This is a genomic window from Acidovorax sp. BL-A-41-H1 (assembly GCF_051942715.1).
Map to the genome: position 1 here is coordinate 816,563 of NZ_JBPVJQ010000003.1, position 18,526 is coordinate 835,088.

Annotated in this window: 15 protein-coding genes; 9 read left to right on the forward strand and 6 right to left on the reverse strand. The window is 64.6% G+C overall.

Translation table 11 applies throughout. From position 1 onward, the window contains the following. Positions 1–3 precede the first annotated feature (3 nt). Positions 4–1,383 (reverse strand): alpha,alpha-trehalose-phosphate synthase (UDP-forming), encoded by a 1,380-nt coding sequence (otsA, locus tag ACTPOI_RS04720; RefSeq protein ID WP_440106904.1) that lies wholly within the window; start codon positions 1,381–1,383, stop codon positions 4–6. A gap of 146 nt (positions 1,384–1,529) precedes the next feature. Next, positions 1,530–2,267, reverse strand: a complete 738-nt coding sequence (otsB, locus tag ACTPOI_RS04725) for a trehalose-phosphatase (protein WP_440106906.1) — start codon at positions 2,265–2,267, stop codon at positions 1,530–1,532. A 183-nt stretch (positions 2,268–2,450) separates the two neighbouring features. Here otsB and trxC point away from each other — a divergent pair, with 183 nt between their 5' ends. Continuing rightward, positions 2,451–2,885 (forward strand): thioredoxin TrxC, encoded by a 435-nt coding sequence (gene trxC, locus ACTPOI_RS04730; protein WP_440106908.1) that lies wholly within the window; start codon positions 2,451–2,453, stop codon positions 2,883–2,885. Between the two features lie 143 nt (positions 2,886–3,028). Further along, complete coding sequence (locus ACTPOI_RS04735; protein ID WP_440106910.1) at positions 3,029–3,859, forward strand: MipA/OmpV family protein; 831 nt, start codon at positions 3,029–3,031, stop codon at positions 3,857–3,859. 57 nt (positions 3,860–3,916) lie between these two features. Here the strand turns inward: ACTPOI_RS04735 and ACTPOI_RS04740 are convergent, their stop codons facing one another. Then, complete coding sequence (locus tag ACTPOI_RS04740) at positions 3,917–5,167, reverse strand: multifunctional CCA addition/repair protein (protein ID WP_440106912.1); 1,251 nt, start codon at positions 5,165–5,167, stop codon at positions 3,917–3,919. An 83-nt stretch (positions 5,168–5,250) separates the two neighbouring features. On the opposite strand from ACTPOI_RS04740, the gene ACTPOI_RS04745 reads away from it, so the two are divergent. The 7 genes from ACTPOI_RS04745 to ACTPOI_RS04775 all read left to right on the forward strand — a co-directional run bounded on the left by ACTPOI_RS04745 (position 5,251) and on the right by ACTPOI_RS04775 (position 13,508). Beyond that, positions 5,251–5,715, forward strand: a complete 465-nt coding sequence (locus tag ACTPOI_RS04745) for a hypothetical protein (protein WP_440106914.1) — start codon at positions 5,251–5,253, stop codon at positions 5,713–5,715. Between the two features lie 202 nt (positions 5,716–5,917). Beyond that, on the forward strand, positions 5,918–7,540 hold the full coding sequence (locus ACTPOI_RS04750; protein WP_440106916.1) for a PAS domain-containing sensor histidine kinase: 1,623 nt from the start codon (positions 5,918–5,920) through the stop codon (positions 7,538–7,540). Further along, positions 7,537–8,232, forward strand: coding sequence for a response regulator transcription factor (locus ACTPOI_RS04755; RefSeq protein WP_440106918.1), 696 nt, complete (start codon positions 7,537–7,539; stop codon positions 8,230–8,232). The genes ACTPOI_RS04750 and ACTPOI_RS04755 overlap by 4 nt, the downstream gene beginning before the upstream one ends. A 388-nt stretch (positions 8,233–8,620) precedes the next feature. Then, entirely contained in the window at positions 8,621–8,986 is a 366-nt protein-coding gene (locus ACTPOI_RS04760) for a response regulator transcription factor (RefSeq protein WP_440106920.1), read from the forward strand. A 337-nt stretch (positions 8,987–9,323) separates the two neighbouring features. After that, positions 9,324–11,831 carry an EAL domain-containing protein gene (locus ACTPOI_RS04765; protein WP_440106922.1) on the forward strand — a complete coding sequence of 836 codons (2,508 nt, stop codon included), beginning with the start codon at positions 9,324–9,326 and terminating at the stop codon, positions 11,829–11,831. A gap of 714 nt (positions 11,832–12,545) precedes the next feature. After that, a complete protein-coding gene (locus tag ACTPOI_RS04770; RefSeq protein WP_440106924.1) occupies positions 12,546–12,932 on the forward strand; it encodes a response regulator transcription factor in 387 nt (128 codons plus the stop codon). 192 nt (positions 12,933–13,124) lie between these two features. Further along, positions 13,125–13,508: a response regulator gene (locus ACTPOI_RS04775; protein WP_440106926.1), complete on the forward strand. Its 384-nt coding sequence runs from the start codon at positions 13,125–13,127 to the stop codon at positions 13,506–13,508. Positions 13,509–13,849: 341 nt separating this feature from the next. Here ACTPOI_RS04775 and ACTPOI_RS04780 read toward each other — a convergent pair whose 3' ends face one another. The 3 genes from ACTPOI_RS04780 to ACTPOI_RS04790 are packed head-to-tail and all read right to left on the reverse strand — an operon-like array spanning position 13,850 to position 18,499. Next, positions 13,850–16,894: a pilus assembly protein gene (locus ACTPOI_RS04780; RefSeq protein WP_440106928.1), complete on the reverse strand. Its 3,045-nt coding sequence runs from the start codon at positions 16,892–16,894 to the stop codon at positions 13,850–13,852. After that, positions 16,881–17,411 (reverse strand): pilus assembly PilX family protein, encoded by a 531-nt coding sequence (locus tag ACTPOI_RS04785; protein WP_440106930.1) that lies wholly within the window; start codon positions 17,409–17,411, stop codon positions 16,881–16,883. The genes ACTPOI_RS04780 and ACTPOI_RS04785 overlap by 14 nt, the downstream gene beginning before the upstream one ends. Next, positions 17,408–18,499, reverse strand: a complete 1,092-nt coding sequence (locus ACTPOI_RS04790) for a PilW family protein (protein ID WP_440108264.1) — start codon at positions 18,497–18,499, stop codon at positions 17,408–17,410. Before ACTPOI_RS04790 ends, ACTPOI_RS04785 begins: the two co-directional genes overlap by 4 nt. Between the last annotated feature and the right edge of the window lie 27 nt (positions 18,500–18,526).

An 18,526-nucleotide genomic window follows, 5' to 3' on the forward strand; every position in this document is an offset into this window, starting at 1 on the left:
TGTTCAGGCTCCGGCGGTTTCCAGCGCGCTGAGAAATTCCCGGCGCCACCAGTGCACATCGTGCTCGCGGATGCCCGCCATCAGCTTTTGGTGGCGTTCCTGCCGCTCGGCCAGCGGCATCTGCAGCGCCTGCTGAATGCTGTCGGCCATGCCTTGCGTGTCATACGGGTTCACCAGCAGCGCTTCTTTCAGCTGCTCGGCTGCACCCGCAAAGCGCGACAGCACCAGCACCCCGGGGTCTTCCGGGTCTTGCGCCACCACGTATTCCTTGGCCACCAGGTTCATGCCGTCGCGCAGCGGCGTCACCAGCCCCACCGACGCTGCCCGGCACAGCCCGGGCACGCGCTTGCGCGCCACCATGCGGTGGATGTAGCGCACGGGCATCCAGTCCAGCTCGCCGTAGTCGCCGTTGACGGCGCCGCACAGGCCCTCCAGCTCCTGGCGCAGGTCTGAATAGGCGTTCACATCGTCGCGCGAGGGGGACGCAATCATGATCAGCGTGGCGCTGTTGCGGTTTTCCGGGTAGCGGTCCAGCAGTTCGCGGTACGCGCGCACACGGTGCGGCAGGCCTTTGGAGTAGTCGAGCCGGTCCACGCCCATCAGCAGGCGGCGGCGCGAGTATTCCTCGCGCATGCGTTCGCAGGTTTCAATGGCCTCGGGCGCGTTGGCCAAGCGTGTGAATTCGTCCACATCGATGCCGATGGGGAAGGCCCGCACGACCACCGTGGCGCCAAAAGCGCGCACGCGGCTGTCTTCCAGCTCCTCGGCACTGGCCTCGTTGCGCACGTATCGGGTGAAATGCGCCACGTCGCATTCGCTTTGCAGCCCCACCAGGTCGTAGGCAAACAGCGAACGCATCAGCCACTCGTGCTGCGGTATGGCGGCCATGATGAGCGGTGGGGGCACGGGGATGTGCAGGAAAAAGCCGATGCGCTGCTTGCAGCCCATGGCGCGCAGCTCGGCGGCCAGCGGAATCAGGTGGTAGTCGTGCACCCAGATGATGTCGTCGTCCTTCAGCAGCGGCAGCAGCTTCTGGGCATACATCCGGTTCACGCGGCGGTAGCCGGCGATGTAGCTGGCGTTGAAGTCGGCCAGGTCCAGCCGGTAGTGGAAAACCGGCCACAGCACGCTGTTGCTATAGCCCAGGTAGTAGCTGTCGTGGTCTTCGCGCGAGAGGTCCACCGTGGCCAGTGTCACGGCCCCGGCCTGGCGCACGCGCAGGTCGCCCTCGCCCGGTGTGCCGTCTTCGGTGATGTTGCCGCTCCAGCCAAACCACAGGCCTCCTGTCTGGCTCAGCGCGTCGCCCAATGCGACTGCCAGGCCCCCTGCGGCGGGTTTGCGGGGATCGGCGATGCGGTTGGAAATGACTACGAGACGGCTCATCTGTAAATCATTGCGTCCGCCCTGCAGCAGCCGTGTCGGACAAATGCGCGAATGCCCGGGGCCAGAAGGCGCATGCAGAGAACCGTGGCTGCAGGCCTGTGTGGCATCAGCCGCCCTCTTGCGGGCAAAACTTGGTGCCTGCCTACCTACCGTTCGCGGTCCCAGCTGGTGCGCGCGGCCGACAGCCATCCACGCAACGCAGCCGGTGTCATGCAGCGGTACTGGGCCATGGTGGCGCCTTCGCCGACCTTGATGCCCCAGCCGCCCAGCGCGTGTACGGCGGCAAAGCCCGCCTCGTCGGTGACATCGTCCCCCACGAAGACTGGCATGCGCCCGGCAAAGGGCGGCTGCGTCATGAAGTCGATGATGGCCTGGCCCTTGTGCACCCCACGCGGCTTGACCTCCAGCACGCACTTGCCGCGCAGCAGCTCCAGGCCATCCAGGCCCTGCACGGCGCGCTCCATCGCGCGCAGGCAGTGCACCTCCAGATGCTGTGCCTGCCGGTAGTGCAGTGCGATGCTGGCACGCTTGGTTTCCACCAGCAGGCCAGCTTGGCGCGCTGCGAGCTCCTGCGCTGCGTGCAGCACCTGCGTGAGGTCGGGCGTGGCGACGGAGGGAAGGGACTCGCCAAACAGGCGGTACTGCGCACCATGCTCGCTGGCCAGCGGCAGCCGCAGGGGTGCCAGAAAGCCGTCGATATCGGCTTCGGGCCGACCCGTGACAATGGCCAGTGCACCGCCCAGGTGGGCCTGCATGGCCGCCAGCGTGGGCACCAGGCCCGAGGCAATGCGCACCGCTTCGGGCCGCGGCGCCAGTTCGGTCAGGGTGCCGTCAAAGTCGAGAAAAAGCGCATGGGCAGTGGTCAGTATCGGGAGCAGCTGCATGGCCGGGGACCTTAGCAGAGCGCATCGGCTCTAAAGCCTCTGCGCGCCGTTTCAGTGCCTGTTTGCGCGTAACTTTGTGTAGACCGGGCGTGTCGGGTTTGCACCGTGCTCAGCCCTTGAAATCACCCGATCCAGCCGCACCCTCTGCATACCGCCTGTCACTCCTATCTGAGCCCTTCGCGTATGTCCGAACCCCTTCACATCGTCTGCCCGCACTGCCACACCACCAACCGCGTGCAAAGCGCAGACATGGCCAACGCACCCGACTGTGGCAAGTGCCACCAGCCGCTGTTTGCAGGCGCGCCGCTGGAGCTGGCGGGCGATGCGTTCGACCGCCACATCGGGCGCAACCACCGGCCGGTGCTGGTGGACTTCTGGGCACCATGGTGCGGCCCCTGCCGCCAGATGGCCCCCGCCTACGCGCAGGCCGCGCGCGAGCTGGAGCCCGCCGTGCGGCTGGCCAAGCTCAACACCGAGGCCGAGCCGGAGATTGCGGGGCGTTACGGCATCCGCAGCATCCCGACCATGATCCTTTTCCGCCAGGGGCGCGAGGTGTCGCGCATCTCGGGCGCGCTGCCAGCGGCTGACATCGTGCGCTGGGTGCGTTCAGTGGTCTGAAAAAAACGGGCCGCCGAAGGTGCGGCGCCACGCCACGCCACGGCGTGCGGCGCTTTTCCCATGCTTTGCTCTGGGTTTTGACTGATTCGTTCTAAAAACATACTATTCAGTCACTTTGTAACTATAATGTCCTGGAGTCAATCATGCCCACTGCCGCGCTTGCACTTTCGCCTGCTGTTGTCCGCGCAGCAGCCTTTCTGACCGTCACCGTGCTGGGCGCAGCGCTGTCCTTCGGCGCCCGTGCCCAGGCCTTTGACGCCGTGCGCCTGTACGGCGCGGTGCCGGAGCGCAATGGCGGCACGGTGGGGCTTGCCGTGGTGGCCGGGCATGAATATATGGGTTCGGACGAGCGCCGCACGCGGGCCTACCCGGCCATCGACTACCGCTGGGCCAACGGCTGGTTTGCAGGCACCACTAACGGCATTGGCTACAACTTCTCGCGCCAGCCGGGCGTGCAGTACGGCCTGCGCATGACGGCGGACTTCGGGCGCGACGAAAGCCGGTCTCCGGTGCTGCGCGGCCTGGGCGATGTGGATGCGCGGCCAGAGCTGGGCGCGTTCTACAACCTGCAGCCCACGGCCAACACCTTTTTGACCTCATCCCTGCGCTACGGCTCGGGCCAGGGGCGCGACGGGCTGCTGATCGACGTGGGCGCCGGCGTGACGGCACCGCTGTCCCCCGCATGGCGCGTGGGCGCGGGTGTGGCCGCTACCTGGGCCAACGCGGAGTACACGCAGTCGTACTTTGGCGTGGATGCCGCCCAGTCCGCCCGCAGTGGCCTCGGCCTGTACCAGGCGAGCGCCGGGGTGCGCGATGTACGCGTGTCGGTGTCCGCCACTTATGCCATCTCGCCGCGCGCATCGGCCACGGCAGGGCTGTCGTACAGCCGCCTGCAGGGCGATGCAGCCAACAGCCCCATCGTGCGGGACCGGGCTGGCGTCAACGGCGTGCTGGCCGTTACCTACGCGTTCTGACGCAAGCGGGCTGACGCCTCGCGCGTCGGTCCACTGCGGCCCGCTGAGGCCTTTCGTTCAGTCCGCCGCTGCGCCCTGCAGCCATTGCCCCACCGCCGCCACCCGCGCCTGGTGAATGAGCGTGCCGACCTGCGGGCCGCTCATGCCGCGGGTGGCTGCGTCGGCCGCAATGTCGCGCGTGACCACGTCCTGCACGGCGCCCAGCGCCGCCAGCAGGCGCGGGCGCTGCGGGTAGGCGGCTTCTTCAAACCCCAGTCGTCCGCGCGCATCGCATTCACACGCCAGCAGGATGTCGGCAAACCGCTCGGGCTTGCGGATGGCGTCGCAGCGCTCCAGCAGCCGCACGATGGCTGCGGCTGAAAGATCGCCGCTGCGGTGGATGTTGCCGTGCTCCCGGGCCACCACGTCTGCGGTCTCGCGGCAGTCGAGCGGTACGCGCATGCGTTCGGCCACGGCTTTCAGCAAGCGCGCGCTGCGCTCCTCGTGGCCGATGTGGCGTGGTAGCACATGGGGGGGCGTGGTGCCCTTGCCCAGGTCGTGCGCCAGGCAGGCAAAGCGCACCACCAGCGGCGCCTGCAGCCGGGCGGTCATGTCCAGCACCATCATCAGGTGCACGCCGGTGTCCACCTCGGGGTGGTACTCGGCACGCTGGGGCACGCCCCACAGGCGGTCCACCTCGGGCAGCAGCACCTGGAGCGCGCCGCACTCGCGCAGCACCTCGAACATGCGCGAGGGCTTGTCTTCCATCAGCCCGCGGGCCAGTTCCTGCCACACGCGCTCGGCCACCAGGTGGTCGGCTTCGCCATGCTCGACCATCTCGCGCATGAGTCCCATGGTCTCGGGCGCCACCGTGAAGTCGGTAAAGCGCGCGGCAAAGCGGGCCACCCGCAGGATGCGCACCGGGTCTTCGCGGAAGGCATCGGTCACATGGCGCAGAACACGCGCCTGGAGGTCTCTGGAGCCGGAATATGGGTCAAAAATGGCTGTAGCCCCCGGTTCAATTGGTCCTTCTGCTATTGAATTAATAGTAAGGTCGCGCCGCGAGAGATCCTGCTCCAGCGTGACGTCGGGCGAGCTTTGCACCACAAAGCCCCGGTAGCCTTTGCCGCTCTTGCGCTCGGTGCGCGCCAGTGCGTACTCCTCGCGCGTTTCGGGGTGCAAGAACACCGGAAAGTCGCGCCCCACCGGCAGGTAGCCCAGCTCCAGCATGTGCTCGGGCGTTGCGCCCACCACCACCCAGTCGCGGTCGTTCACAGGGCGGCCCAGCAGCTTGTCGCGGACGGCGCCGCCCACCATGTAGATTTGCATGGGGCGCAGTGTAGAACCAGCGCGCGGGGCCTTGGAATGCGCGCGGCCTGCGGGCGCCGCATGGCAGTTATCCTGTGGCCACCATGGCACTTCCACCGTCTCTCACTTCCCTCACCATTGCGCAGCCCAACCCTGACGGCAGCCTGCCCATACCCGCTGCGCCCGATGCTGCTGCCAACGCCGCCGCCGAGGCGCTGCAGCGTGAGGCGCGAATGGACGCCATGCAGGCAAAGCTGGATGAGCTGCAGGAGATTCTGGCCAAGCCCCTGACCGAGATCCTGGCCGAGCATGACCGGTTCAAGGAGGCTACCGCTGCCTGGGATGCCTTTGGCGCGATGTGGATGCTGTCGCAGCGTGCCATGAAGCGCGTGGCCCTGGACCTGGCCGCCCAGCAGGGCGTCAGCGACGAAGACGTGGTGGCCCGCGCGCTGACCTACGCCAACAACGTGCTCAACGGGGACGGCGAAGACCTGGGCGGCACCATTGCGCCAGCGCAGATGGCGCACATCGCGCGGCACAAACCGTTTTTGCGCAAGCAGTTCCGGTAGGGCGGCGTGGGCGCTCTGCGACACGGCGATGGCGATGGCGATGGCGATGGCGATGGCGATGGCGAGCCCATCGTGCGCCTTCGTCGCAACTTCTGCCCCGTGCGGTAACGGCACCGAGTTGCGGCTTTTTTGACACAACTGGTAACATCCTGCGAGACCATCACGCGGTCACGGGCAGGAGTTTTATCAAGGGGACGGCGGCATGCAGCAAGAGCAGGCAAACGTGCCATCAACGGCGATTGCCGTGAATTACAGGCTGCTTGTCGAGAGCCTGAAGGACGTGCTGTGGGTGGTGGATGTTGACTCCGCACAGCTGACCTACATCAGCCCTTCCATCGCCGAGCTGCGCGGTATCTCCCCGCAGGACGCCATGGCCGAGTCTGCCACTCCGGAAAAGGGTGGCGGTTCGTTGCAATGGTTTTTTGCGCGCATGGCCGAACGCGCAGCGGGGGTCCAGTGCGGCGAAATCGCCGAGAACCACCGCTTTCTGGATGAACTGGAACTGGAGCACAAAAACGGATCGACGGTGTACGCCGAACTGATAAGCCACTACCAGCGCAACCCTGACACCGGTCGGCTGGAGGCCTACGGACTCGCCCGTGACATCACGCAGCGAAGAAAGGCCGCAGAGGACCTGCGTGTCAGCGGCATCCGCCACCGGTTGCTGGCCGACCACGCCAATGACGTCATCTGGACCATGGCTGCCGATGGATCGATCACGTACGTCAGCCCGGCCGTCTACCGGGTGCGTGGCTTCACGCAGGAAGAGGCCATGCGACAGCCGATGGAGGAGATCATCACGCCTTCCTCGCAGGCCAGCGCCATGGCGTACTTTGGCGAAATGCTGCAGGCGATTGCAGCGGGCAAGACCCCGCCGGTGTACCTGGACGAGCAGGAGTACTACTGCAAGGACGGGTCCACCATCTGGACCGAAGTCCGGGCTTTTCCCCTGCTGGCCAGCGACGGCAGCTTTATCGAACTGCTGGGCATGACGCGCGACATCAACGTGCGAAAGCGCTATGAGAACGAACTGCGCGATGCCCATGCGCAGCTGGCAGCGGCCAACCAGCAACTGGTGGCGGCCAACCGCGAACTGGCGCGCCTGGCCGACGTGGCACAGCAGCAGGCCGCCACCGAACGCACCCTGCGCGAGGAGCAGGAGCGCCTGTTCACCATGCTGGCGCACGAGCTCAAGACGCCACTGGCCACCGTGCGCATGGTGGCGGCCAGCCTCCCGGGCAGCCCTGCCACCACCATTGCGAGCGCAGTGCGCGACATGAACGACGTGATCGAGCGCTGCGTCCAGTCGGGCCAGCTCAATGATGGCCGCATGGTGCCGCGGCGCGAAAAGTGCGATCTGGGCGACCTCCTGGCGCAGGCCGTGCAGTCGGGCCGCTGGCTGAACGACGTGGACACGCGCTTGCCTGAAGCGCGTGCCGTAGCGCACAGTGACGGACAAATGGTCCGCATCATCATCGACAACCTCATCGACAACGCAGCCAAGTACAGTGCGCCGGGCTCGCGCGTCCGGGTGTCAGTGGCGCCGCAGGCCCAGGCATCGGCGCCCGGCCATGCCATCCGGGTGGCCAATCTGCCAGGCCATGCGGGCTGGCCCGACCGCAGGAGTGTGTTCCAGAAGTACTACCGGGCGCCCCATGCGCAGCGCCAGTCGGGCGCGGGGCTGGGGCTGTTCCTGGTGGACAGCCTCGCGCGTCTTCTGGGCGGCTATGTCGACTATGTGCCTACCGACACCGAGGTGGTGTTTGTCTGCTGGCTGCCCGATGACGGGTTGCAGGCCCTGGCATCCGACGGGGGGCCCGCATGAACGTCATCGTCATCGAGGACAACGACAACCTGCGCCAGGCCACGGTGGCCATGCTGGTGCGCAACGGTCACTGGGCAAGCGGCCTGGTCTGCGCGGAAGACCTGGTCGACGTACAGCTTGTTCCGCAGCCAGATCTGTTTGTGGTGGACCTGAACCTGCCCGGCGAAGACGGGCTGAGCCTGGCCCGGCGGTTGCGCGCCATGCAGCCCCTGGTGGGGATCATCATGGTCACGGCCCGCACGCTGCTGGGCGACAGGCTCGCGGGTTACCACAGCGGGGCAGACATCTACCTGCCCAAGCCGGTCGACCCGTCGGAGCTGCTTGCGGCGGTCGAGTCGCTGGGGCGGCGGCTTCGCCAGACCATGCCGGCCGAACAGCCCGCCGGCACACGTGCCAGGCTGCGGCTGGCTCCGGCCGCCCGGTTGCTGACCGGCCCGGTGGCCGAGGTGCCGCTTTCAGAGAGCGAAGTGATCATTCTCGTGGGGCTGGGCAGTGCGCAGACGGGCCGGCTGGAGTATGCGGAGATCATGACCCTGCTGGGCGAAGACCCGCAGTCGTATGCGCAGGCCGCACTGGAGGTCCGCATCGTCCGGCTGCGCCACAAGCTGGTGCGCTCTGGTGCGCCTGCGGGCGCCATCAGCTCGGTGCGCGGCATCGGCTACCGCCTGACCGTACCGCTCACGGTGGTCTAGGAGCCTGCGCCACTGCCCGGCCCGTAAGGGGGGCCAGTGGTTGCTTGTGCGGCCAATCCGCTGAACGCGCCCCTCGCGCTGCGTCACTCGGCCCGCCTTATACCGGGCGGCGTGCCACGAAGCGCCCTTCATCGGCACTCTTTTATCCATGGGGCGCCCACCGCTGGCGAAACCTTCCTTCACTGCCCGTGGTGCTCAGCAATGCGGCGCAACAGGCTTGTCTGCACCGGTGTCGCTGTGCACGCCTTTGCACGGTCACTATTCGATCAACGCAGGACTTCGTTCGATAAATTTGCTTATTTGATATATATGCAAATACCTGCAGCTTTCCTTCATTCAAAGCCTGCTGCTTGCAACTACTGGACAAAGTGAAAAAGATGAAAAAATATTGATCAACGAGGACCACGCTCCTGTGCGCGATCTGTTCCGACTGGCGCTCGAAGACGGGCCCTTCCGGTTCTATGAGGCCGAGACGGGCGATGCTGGCTGGGAGCTGGCTTGCGAGATCCGGCCCGATATCGTGCTGCTGGATGTGTTGCTGCCCGGGCGACTGGGTGGGCTGGATGTCTGCAGGCTCATCAAGGCGGACCCCCGCACATGCGGGGCGCGGGTGATCATTGTGAGTGGTGCCCGCGTGCATGCTGCAGAGCGCGCAGCTGGGATGGCGGCGGGTGCAGACCATTACCTCGTCAAACCCTTCAGCACCGCGCGTCTCATCGAGGCCGTTCACGCTGCCCACACGGCCATGTGCTGAAGCCCGGCCCTGCTCATTCTGTCTGCCACCCGCCGGGGCGTATCCGCCCTGGGTGCCAGTGGTTGTCGTACGCACCTGGTTCCGACCGCAGTGCCTGGGCCGCCCCACCCATGACCCGAAGAAATTGCCAAGCACAAGGTAGGGAGAGGTTGGCAATACATCATTTTTGTTAATAAAACAAGGGTACAAAGGGGTTATATAAATCAAATTAACGATATACCTTTGGTAACATCGCTGCAAGAATGATGTTGGCGCGGGATCTGCTAAGCATCTGCATCAGTTCACATTTTGGATACGCCAACCCGCAGCCTTTTGGCTCGCCCACCACTGCCCCGTCATGAAAAGCATCCAGTCCGTCCGCGAGTTCGAGCGTCGCAAGGCCTTTCTCTCGCTGACCCCCGAAGACGAGGCTGCCTTGCGCAAGTTGCACGATGCGATGGGCGGCGACATGACGGCGTTTGTCGACGCGCTGTACGAGCATCTGCTTTCCTTCAGCGAAACAAGGGCGCTCATCAAGGGCGATGACATGCTTGCCCAGCTGAAGAAGACCCAGGCGGTGTACTTCGGCAAGCTCACGGCCGGCCCCTACGATGCCGACTACCTGGAGGACCGCAGCAAGGTGGGGCTGGCACACGCCCGGGTAGGGCTCTCCCCCGGCTGGTACCTTGGCGCGTACAGCCAGTACCTTTCGGGACTGCTGCCACTGGTAGTGGAAAGCACCGGCGGCAGGCAGCCCGAGTTTATTGACGCGTTCCGGGCGCTCATCAAGGTGGTGTTCCTTGACATTGGCGTGGCACTCGACGCCTACATCGCCCACCGCGACGACCTCATTGCAGACCTGCGCGACTACGGAGCCGCCTTTGCGCACCTGCCGTACGGCACCCTGGTCACCACCGATGACCTGAAGGTGGTATTTGCCAACCAGGCCTTCGAGAAGCTGTTTGGCTTTGCGCCCCAGAGCGTGCGGGGAACGTTGCTCCACAACCTGATGAACATCAAGGCGCTGGAGAAGCTGACCCGCCGCGCACTCAAGGGCGCCATGGTCAAGGAGTCCATCGAGCTGCTGCCGGTTCACAGCTCCCTGGGGGTTCAGGTCAGCGTCACGGTCCATTGCCTTCCGTCGCAACTGCCGGGTGATGAGGTCCGGCTGCTGTTCGTGTTTGAAGACCTGCGGGAGCAGACAAAGCTGCTGCGTGACCTGCTGGATGCGCAGTCGGTGGCGCGCATCGGTACGTGGCAGACCTACTTTGATGGCTCCATGTCGCTCACACCCCAGGCCGCCCGGATCATGGGCGTCCGTGGCGAGACCGTGACGTTCGAGAAGATCCTCACGCAGATCCACCCGACAGACTTTGAGCGGGTAATGACGCGCTGGGAGGCCGCCTCGCGTGGTGGGCCATTGCACGCGGAGTTCAGGGTGCAGCGGACCAACGGGATCGTCTGGGTGGAAGCGCGCGGGAAAATCGTACGGGACGAGGCCGACAACCCGGTGCATGCCTACGGCACGGTGCTGGACATCACCGAGCGCAAGGCCGCGGAGAAGGCCATGGAGCAGCTGGCGTTCTATGACACGCTGACCCGTTTGCCCAATCGGGCCCACGGTGTGGTCCTGGCCAAGAACGCGCTGGAGCGGGCCCATCAGAAGGGGCGGCGCGCCGTGGTGATGTTCATAGACCTGGACCGCTTCAAGGACATCAATGACTCGCAGGGCCACACCGTGGGAGACCATGTGCTGGTCGAAGTGGCGCGCCGCTGCGAAGCCGTGCTGGACGAGCACGATGCCGCAGCGCGCATGGGCGGCGACGAATTCATGTGTGTGCACCTGCTGGATGAGGCCGAATCCGTGTCCGCATTCGCCGAGCGGCTGCACGGCGTGATTGCGGGTCCGATCAATGTGGGGCACCTCTCGCTCGACGTGGGCGCCAGTATCGGCATCGCGCTGTACCAATCGCGCGCGGACAGCATCGACCTGCTCTTGCAGAACGCCGACATCGCCATGTATGCATCCAAGGCGCGCGGGGGTGGCTGGCTGCAGTACACCGGCGAGATGCGCGACGAGATCCACCGCCGCACCAGCATCGGCAACAAGCTCGGTCACGCCATCACATCGTCGCATCTGAAGTTGCACTTCCAGGCCAAGGTGGACATCGAGACAGGCGCGCTGGTAGGTGTCGAGGCCCTTACGCGCTGGGATGACGCCGAGCTGGGGAGCGTCAGTCCGTCGGAATTCATCCCCATTGCCGAGAGCCGCGGGCTTATCTCGCAGCTGGGCGACTGGGCGCTGACGGAGGCCTGCGCACTGCTCGCGCAATGGCAGGCGCGCGGCGTCTCGCCCATGCCTCCCATCGCGGTCAACGTGGCGCCGTCGCAGATTGCCGACGAGGATTTTCCGCAGCGGGCACTGCGCACCGTGCTGCGCTGTGGCGTGCAGCCCCAGTGGATCGAGTTCGAAATCACCGAATCAGCCCTGATGCAGGACCCGGACAAGGCGCGCAACGTGGCCCTGCGCCTGACGCGGGCCGGCTTCTCGCTGTCGATAGACGACTTCGGCACGGGGTATTCGTCGCTGGCGCGGCTGCGGTCTTTTCCGGTGTCCAAGCTCAAGGTAGACATGTCATTCGTGCGCGACATGATCGAGAACGAGGACAGCCTTGCCATCGTGAACGCGGTCATCAGCATGGCCAAGGCCCTGCACATGCAGACCGTGGCTGAGGGCGTGGAAACCGCGCAGCAGCTGCAGATCCTGGGCGGCCTGCAATGCGACCAGGCCCAGGGGTACTACGTGGGCAAGCCCATGTCTGGCGACGACATCACTGCGCGCTGGTTGCCTGCATTGGTGGCGTGACACGACCGTGATGCACACAGTACCGGAGCACTGAACCATGCACAGCCATCTGCCCATCACACCGTGCGTGTACGCCTTTGCGGTGCACAACACCCCGGTATCCGTCGCTGATGCGAAAGATCACACCACGTGCTGCAACCGTGTCTCTTTGCCTGCGGGCGGGTTTCAGCGCCATGGGCTGCCCGGCCACGCGCACACTGTACCCCGGCAGGGGTCTGTGGCGCGGACCATGGAAGGAACCGATGGATCGCGGCGATGCACTAGGTACCTGGAGCCCGTAGAGGGCATTGATTTCCGGGCTTCCACTCGCAGATCCAAAGGATTCCTGCACGAAAACAGCGCCAAAGCATGTGGGGAGAAACCGGGGGGGCGCCCAGATGAATGAGGCAGTGGCCCACAAGGATTCCATAACGCAGCAAAATCGAGCTTCGGGCGCCGAACTGGCGGTGGCCGCACAATCGGTTTATCGTCAGGTCTGTAGCGCAGGCAATTCCACGCGGCTGTTTTGCCCGGTATCGGGAGGGCAGTTGCTTTCGCGGACCGATGCAGTGCAACTGCGGCGCAACCTTGCGCAAGCAACAGGGAATGCTGAGCCAGACTGAGCCGGACTTGATGCTCGTCGGGGCGGAGCCGCCATGCCGGTGGTCTACTGGCAAGTGTGGCGGTAGTGCTGAAGAGAAAAATGCCCCAGTTACCTGAATTGACGAGCCTTTTATGACCCGTATCCTGATCGTTGAAGATCAACTCGACATCCGCAAGCTCCTGCGCATGACGCTGGAGTTCGATGTCTCGGAAATCCGCGAAGCCGAGACGGGCGACGCTGGCTGGGCCATGGCGACCGAAATGCGCCCCGACATCGTCCTGCTCGACGTGATGCTGCCCGGCAAGCTCAATGGGCTGGAGGTGTGCCGCCTGATCAAAGCTGAGCCTTCGCTCAAACATACCAAAGTGGTGATGATCTCTGCGCGTGCCCTGTCGGAAGACAAGGAGGCCGGGCTGGCCGAAGGCGCCGATGTGTACATGGCAAAACCGTTCAGCGCCGTGCAACTGATCGACGTGATCTACCAGCTGCAGGAGCCTGACGGCGCCGGGGCACCCTAGCTGCAAGCTTTGCGGGGGCAGCACGCGCAGTGGCCTGGCTATTGCCGGCCCCGCCCGGGACATCGGTGCTGCTGATGTGAACGCTGCTTCGACACGGGTGCCCGTCCGCGGAACCCTGGTCGCCGTGCAGGATCCGAGCCTTGCAGGCGTCACCGGTCAGTACCAGCACGCGCCCCACCGGCTCACATCATCTTGAGAAAAGTACTCATCATCGAAGACCAGGCGGACATCCGGCAGCTGATAAGGCTGACGCTGGAAGACCAGCCCCTGGCTCTGCACGAGGCAGACAACGGCGGCGCCGGCTGGGAGGCCGCGCAGGCACTGCAGCCCGACATCGTGCTACTGGATGTGACCATGCCGGGCGCGCTGAACGGGGTGGATGTCTGCCGCCTGATCAAGGCGGACCCGCGCACGCGCCATGCTGCAGTGATCATGCTCACCGCCCGCTCGCAGCCGGCAGACCGCAAGGCCGCGATGGCGGCCGGGGCGAACGCTTATCTGGTCAAGCCGTTCAGCGGCAAGGGGCTGGTCAAGGCCGTCCACAGCGTCACGCCTGATTCAGACCCGATGGGATGACGGCTGCGCCTTGCTGCGGCTTGACAGCTGAGGGAAGCTGACCGTCGGCCATCTGGTCGACTGCTGCGCTCGGTTGGGGTTGAGCCCAGGCCATTGCGGGCCGCAGACATGGAAGTCGCTGGCTGCAATGAGGGTGTTTGCGCCGGGATGCGCGCACGTTCGCCCTCGACGATCAAACCGCACCTGCCCATCAATACACCGGGCTGAAGCGCAAGACGCATCAAGACTTTCTGGCATTGCCCTTGGCTGAGCCTGTATCGGGATACACCGCTGGGTTCCCGCGCACCAACGTCCAAACAAGGAGAAACTGCCCTCACAGAGTTGCAATACCTGCCATGCGATCAGCGTGCGCCGGTCTGGTGCCAGAAACGTCGCTTGCGCGGCACATTGATGCGTGCTCCCGGTTTGGCCCCTTCGATGCCAGACTGTCTGGCGTTGGGTGCGCCAATCACGAACTCCACCCGCTTTTCCGCGCTGCTGGTCGTCCCGTCCGCGTTCGTCTTCACGTAGGTCACCGTCACATAGCCCACCACGGGGCTCGGTGGCAGGCCGCCTCCCTTGAAGACTTCGCTGGTGGCCGCTGCGCAAAACAGCGGGGCCGCGTATCCCCGGGCCTCACCCAGGTTGGCAGAGCAGCTTTCTGAAGGCGGCGTCGGCCGATTGGTGCCAAAGTAGGTGTTGCCACGGAAGCTGGTGGCTGCGTTGACCACTTTTTCACCAGCGGCCATGGGGATGTAGCACCCCTTTGCCATGTCTGCGGTGGACCCGGACAAGCCCAGGTCACTCGCGCGCATGGCCGTGAACGTCTCCGTCGGTGCGCCCTTCACTTGCCTGTCGTCAAACACCGTGAAGAATGCATCGGCCCCTGCACTGCTGGTTGTCAGAGGCTTCTCGCGGTCGCCCGAGCCCACCTGTACCGCGGTGAAGGTCTTTGTCACAACGACGTTCGGGGCGAAGAAGAACTTGCGCGTACCGGAGCCAGCCAGCGCCGCCAGCTTGTAGATGGACCAGTTGGCGGTAGTGGTACCCGTGGGCGTCTCCAGGTCAAGCCGGTAGACATTGCCGCCGGTGTCTACTGCGTAAGCGCGATCCGTGAACCCGTCGTTGTCCAGGTCCATGAGGCTCACGTCAGCCGCCACGCTGCGGTCCGTGTCGAACCGCTTGAGCACAGCGCCCGTAATGGCGTCCAGCACAAACACCGCGTTGCCCATTGTTGTGGTGCCAGGGCTTGCGGCGTCCTCCGCCGCAGCGTCATAGCCCCCACCCATTACCAGCACCGGGTTCGTGCGTCCTTTGACCCTGGCCACCTTCGCTTCAGACCAGGTTTGACCCAGCTTGCCCATGTCGGTATCGGTGTTGCTTTTCTTCCAGAGAAACCGGGGCTGCAGCGGATCAGAGACGTCCAGCGCGTACATGAACCGTCCACCCCGCCGCATACCGACGTACAGGTACACCTGGTCGGCGGCGCCACCGGTTCCTGCCACGCGATGAATGCTGATGGGACCGTCCACGAAGTAGTCGCGTGGGCGGGGCCTGCTTGCGGCAGTTTCGTCACCTACGACAGTGGTCGAAATCCTGATGGGCGGGCTGTTATCCCGCAGGCGGCGCAGCTTGTCGAAGTGTTCCTCCGGTACGAACCCCCACAGTTCACTGCCCGCTCCTGTACCCGTCTGTTTGCCGCTGATGGCGCGCAGCATGCCGTCGTTTGCGCCATAGAAAACGACGACACCGGTGGTGCCCCCGTAGTTGACCACTGCAGGGCGGGAGTGCAAGACATCGCCGTGGACACCTGGACGTATGGTGGTGGCCGGGGTGGTCGAAGGTGCCGTGTCGGCCTCGGTGTTGGTTCCGCGTACCCAATTGATGGTGGCAGCATCCAGTGTGGATGGCAGTGCGCTGTTGCCGACGCGGAACTTTGCGGCATCTGCCGTGGCGAGGTTGGTGATAGCGCTGCAGCCGACGCAGGTGTAGATGCTACGGCTTGCCTGGTTGGTCGCGTACGCACTGCGGATCAGCTGGGCGATGCCACCTTTTTCGACGACTTCACCATCGGGCGAGTCGGACGCGCTGGGCGGCGTACCCATGCGCTCATTGCTCCAGAAGGTGCTGGGCGACGTCCAGAACGACGTGGCGGTGGGGGACAGAAAGCCCGATGCACTGCTGACGGTGTCGTTGCCGGCTGCGTCGACCAGCGCGAGCGTGTCCGTGGCAGGGTCGTAGCCGAACTTGTACTGCTTGAGGTTGCCGCGCCACTGGGGCCAGCTGTTACCGTCCGGCCGGAACATGCCCATGAACACCTGGTTCTCATACGTGCCACGGGAGCTCATGCTTACCGGCAGGCTCGCGGACGCGAAAACGCTGTCTCGCGCCTGGAGCTGGCTGAAGATGCCAGCGAGCTTTTCGGCGATCTGTGTGCCTGAAGAGCTAACGGCAAAGTACTCGCCACCGCTGCTGCGCGCCATGCTCTTGAGCAGCGCGCTCCACCCGGGCGCCTGTCCGGTAGTTCCAGGATCTACGTCCATCGTGAAAGTGGTGATGGAGCTGGGAGACACCTTCATGAAACGCGCCCACTCATCGGCCACGTTGCTGATCGACCCGTTGGGGCTCAGGTTGGTGATGTCGGCTGGACGGGTCAGGCCCGCGGCAGTGTAGGCGGCCGACAGGCGGTTGGACGCGTCCGTGTTGTCACTCTGGTTGTCCTGCGCCGCACCGTTGCTGATGTAGATGATGTAGCTGCCCGCGCACCCGTCCACCCCAGGGCGCTGGTAGGCCGCACCGGCAACACCGGTGAGCGCATTGCCCGGCAATGCATAGATTGCACGCGACTGCGCCGTGCCCTGTGTATTGCCGGTGTAGTCGGTTTTGACTTTGTCTCGCCCGGAATTGGGCGCCGCTCCCGTGAAGTAGTAGTACGCCTCCGCCATGGTCTTTCCCAGCTTGCCGCCGTTGGACACATCGTTCTGGACGTGCATGCTCTCCAACAGGCCGATAAAGGGAGGCGCATTGGTGCTGTCCAGCGTGCGGATTGCCGCGCGCATATAGCCACCGTCCACGTTGCTGTTCCCGGTGCCACTCTCGGTAAACATCATGAGACCGACGCGGAACCTGCCGATCGTTGAGGCCTGGACCAGCTGGTTGATCGTGTTCGTCAGCGCGGCGCGCTCGTTGGAAAAAGCCGTGTTCCAGTTGGCGGTGTTGTCGAGCAAGATGAGCACATTGGGGGCGCCGCCCCCAGCTGTGCCGCTGTACACGTCGATGTCGCTGGTGAACTGCGCCATCGTGGGCAGCGCCACCGCCAGCCCTAGCACGAGTGCCGTCCAATGGCGCAGCTGACGAAGACGGCCCAACGCGGAACCGCTCACAGGGGTTTTTTCACTTGCAGACATCAGGCACCTCGTTGACGAAATCCACCACACCGACTCCCTGGGTGACCGCGACTTGCGTGCGAGTCTTGGGGTCGCTGACAGAAGCGGTGACGCTCCATTCCATGTTTACGCAATCACCCTCGAACGAGCCGCGGCAGTCGCGGTACGGGTCGAGGTCGCTGCTTCCCGACTTGGACGCGGGTGGCAATTCGATATTCAGGATAGGTTTGACACGGATGCACTCTGGCAATTGCACGGTGGCGGCATAGTCGACGCTGCCACTGCCGTCGATGTCCACCAAAACCGGGACCGCTGCGACCGCGGCTGGGTCCTTGTGGAACTGCGAGGTGCTGATGACCTGCTCTAGCGCCATTTGTGCCGCAGAGAGGCTTTCCTGATGCGCCTGGCTATTGCCCACGATGCGCAGCGTGCCGCTGGAGCTGTTGAACGCGCTGATGGCAAACAGGCTCAGTAGCACCAGAAAGATAAGCACGATCACCAGCGTGGTACCGCGCTGACGGGCATTGCGCTGCATCATGATCCAGCCCCTGATGCAGCGACAGCAGGCGGCAGCGCTGCTTCGCGCAAGCCCGCCACGTTGGAAAGCCGTACCGTGGAGGAATACACCCTTCGCTTGAACCCGCTGTTGTCGCCTGCGATGCTGACAGCGTTGCCCGCGGTGCCGAGCACATAGGTTTTCGCACTGTCGGTGTAACCAGCGGATTTTTCGGTGGTACGAGCCAGCAGATGAAAGCGCACCGCCACCACATTTGCCCAGTCGTTGTCGCGTGCGCCAGCGGTACCGCTCAGGCTGGTGCGGAAAATGTCGGGTGTGCCCGGGTTGGCTTCCGCGCTTGCTGCGGGGTTGACGGGGTCCGTGGTGTCGAAGCCATATTCGACCAGCCAGTTTTCAATGCCTTCTGCCAATGGCACCGAAATCATCTGGCCACCCCGGAGTTCCGCCATCCTCAGTGTCGGTATCGAATCCCGTCCGCATTCGCTGCAATCAGCGATGTAGTAGACGCGAGATACGTATTGGCGGACCGCATTGGCGGCGTCGCACCGCAAGGTGCGCAACACGAAATCCGCGGCTGTGGCAGACACAATGAACGGGTCTGCTAGCGGGTCCGTGCTGCAGCGCGACGTTTGCACGAAAGCCCTATCGCCCGCTACTGCAGTGGGCGCAATCGTGTCCACGCTCAGCCTCCGTACGGCAAAAGCTGGCGTGCCCTCCTTGTGATTGACCAGGCAGGGCAGCGCGTGCGCTTCGGTTGCGGTGAGGCCCACAATCGGCAGCGGAAGGCGTGGCTCAGCCGGCGATGACTTGTCCCAGCCAAGCTCGGTCAAAACGGTAGCGCAGACCGCCGGGCTTGTGTAACCCAGGGCATCGGCCGGCACTTCCGCGTAATAGCCCGCGTGACGAAGCTCTTCACGCAGCGTTTCCACGGCGAATCGGCCATTTTCGATCTGTCGAATGCTTTTTTCGAGTTCGTTGCCGGACTGACTGCTTTTTGCGAACAACAGTGTGATACCGGCCACCAGGAGAAGGCCAATGGCCAGCCCAATCATCAGTTCCACCAGCGAAAAACCCGCTGAACCTGGCTGTCGCCGCTGCGGTAAACGCAGGCGTGGCCTCGAAACGCGCGCGAGGGT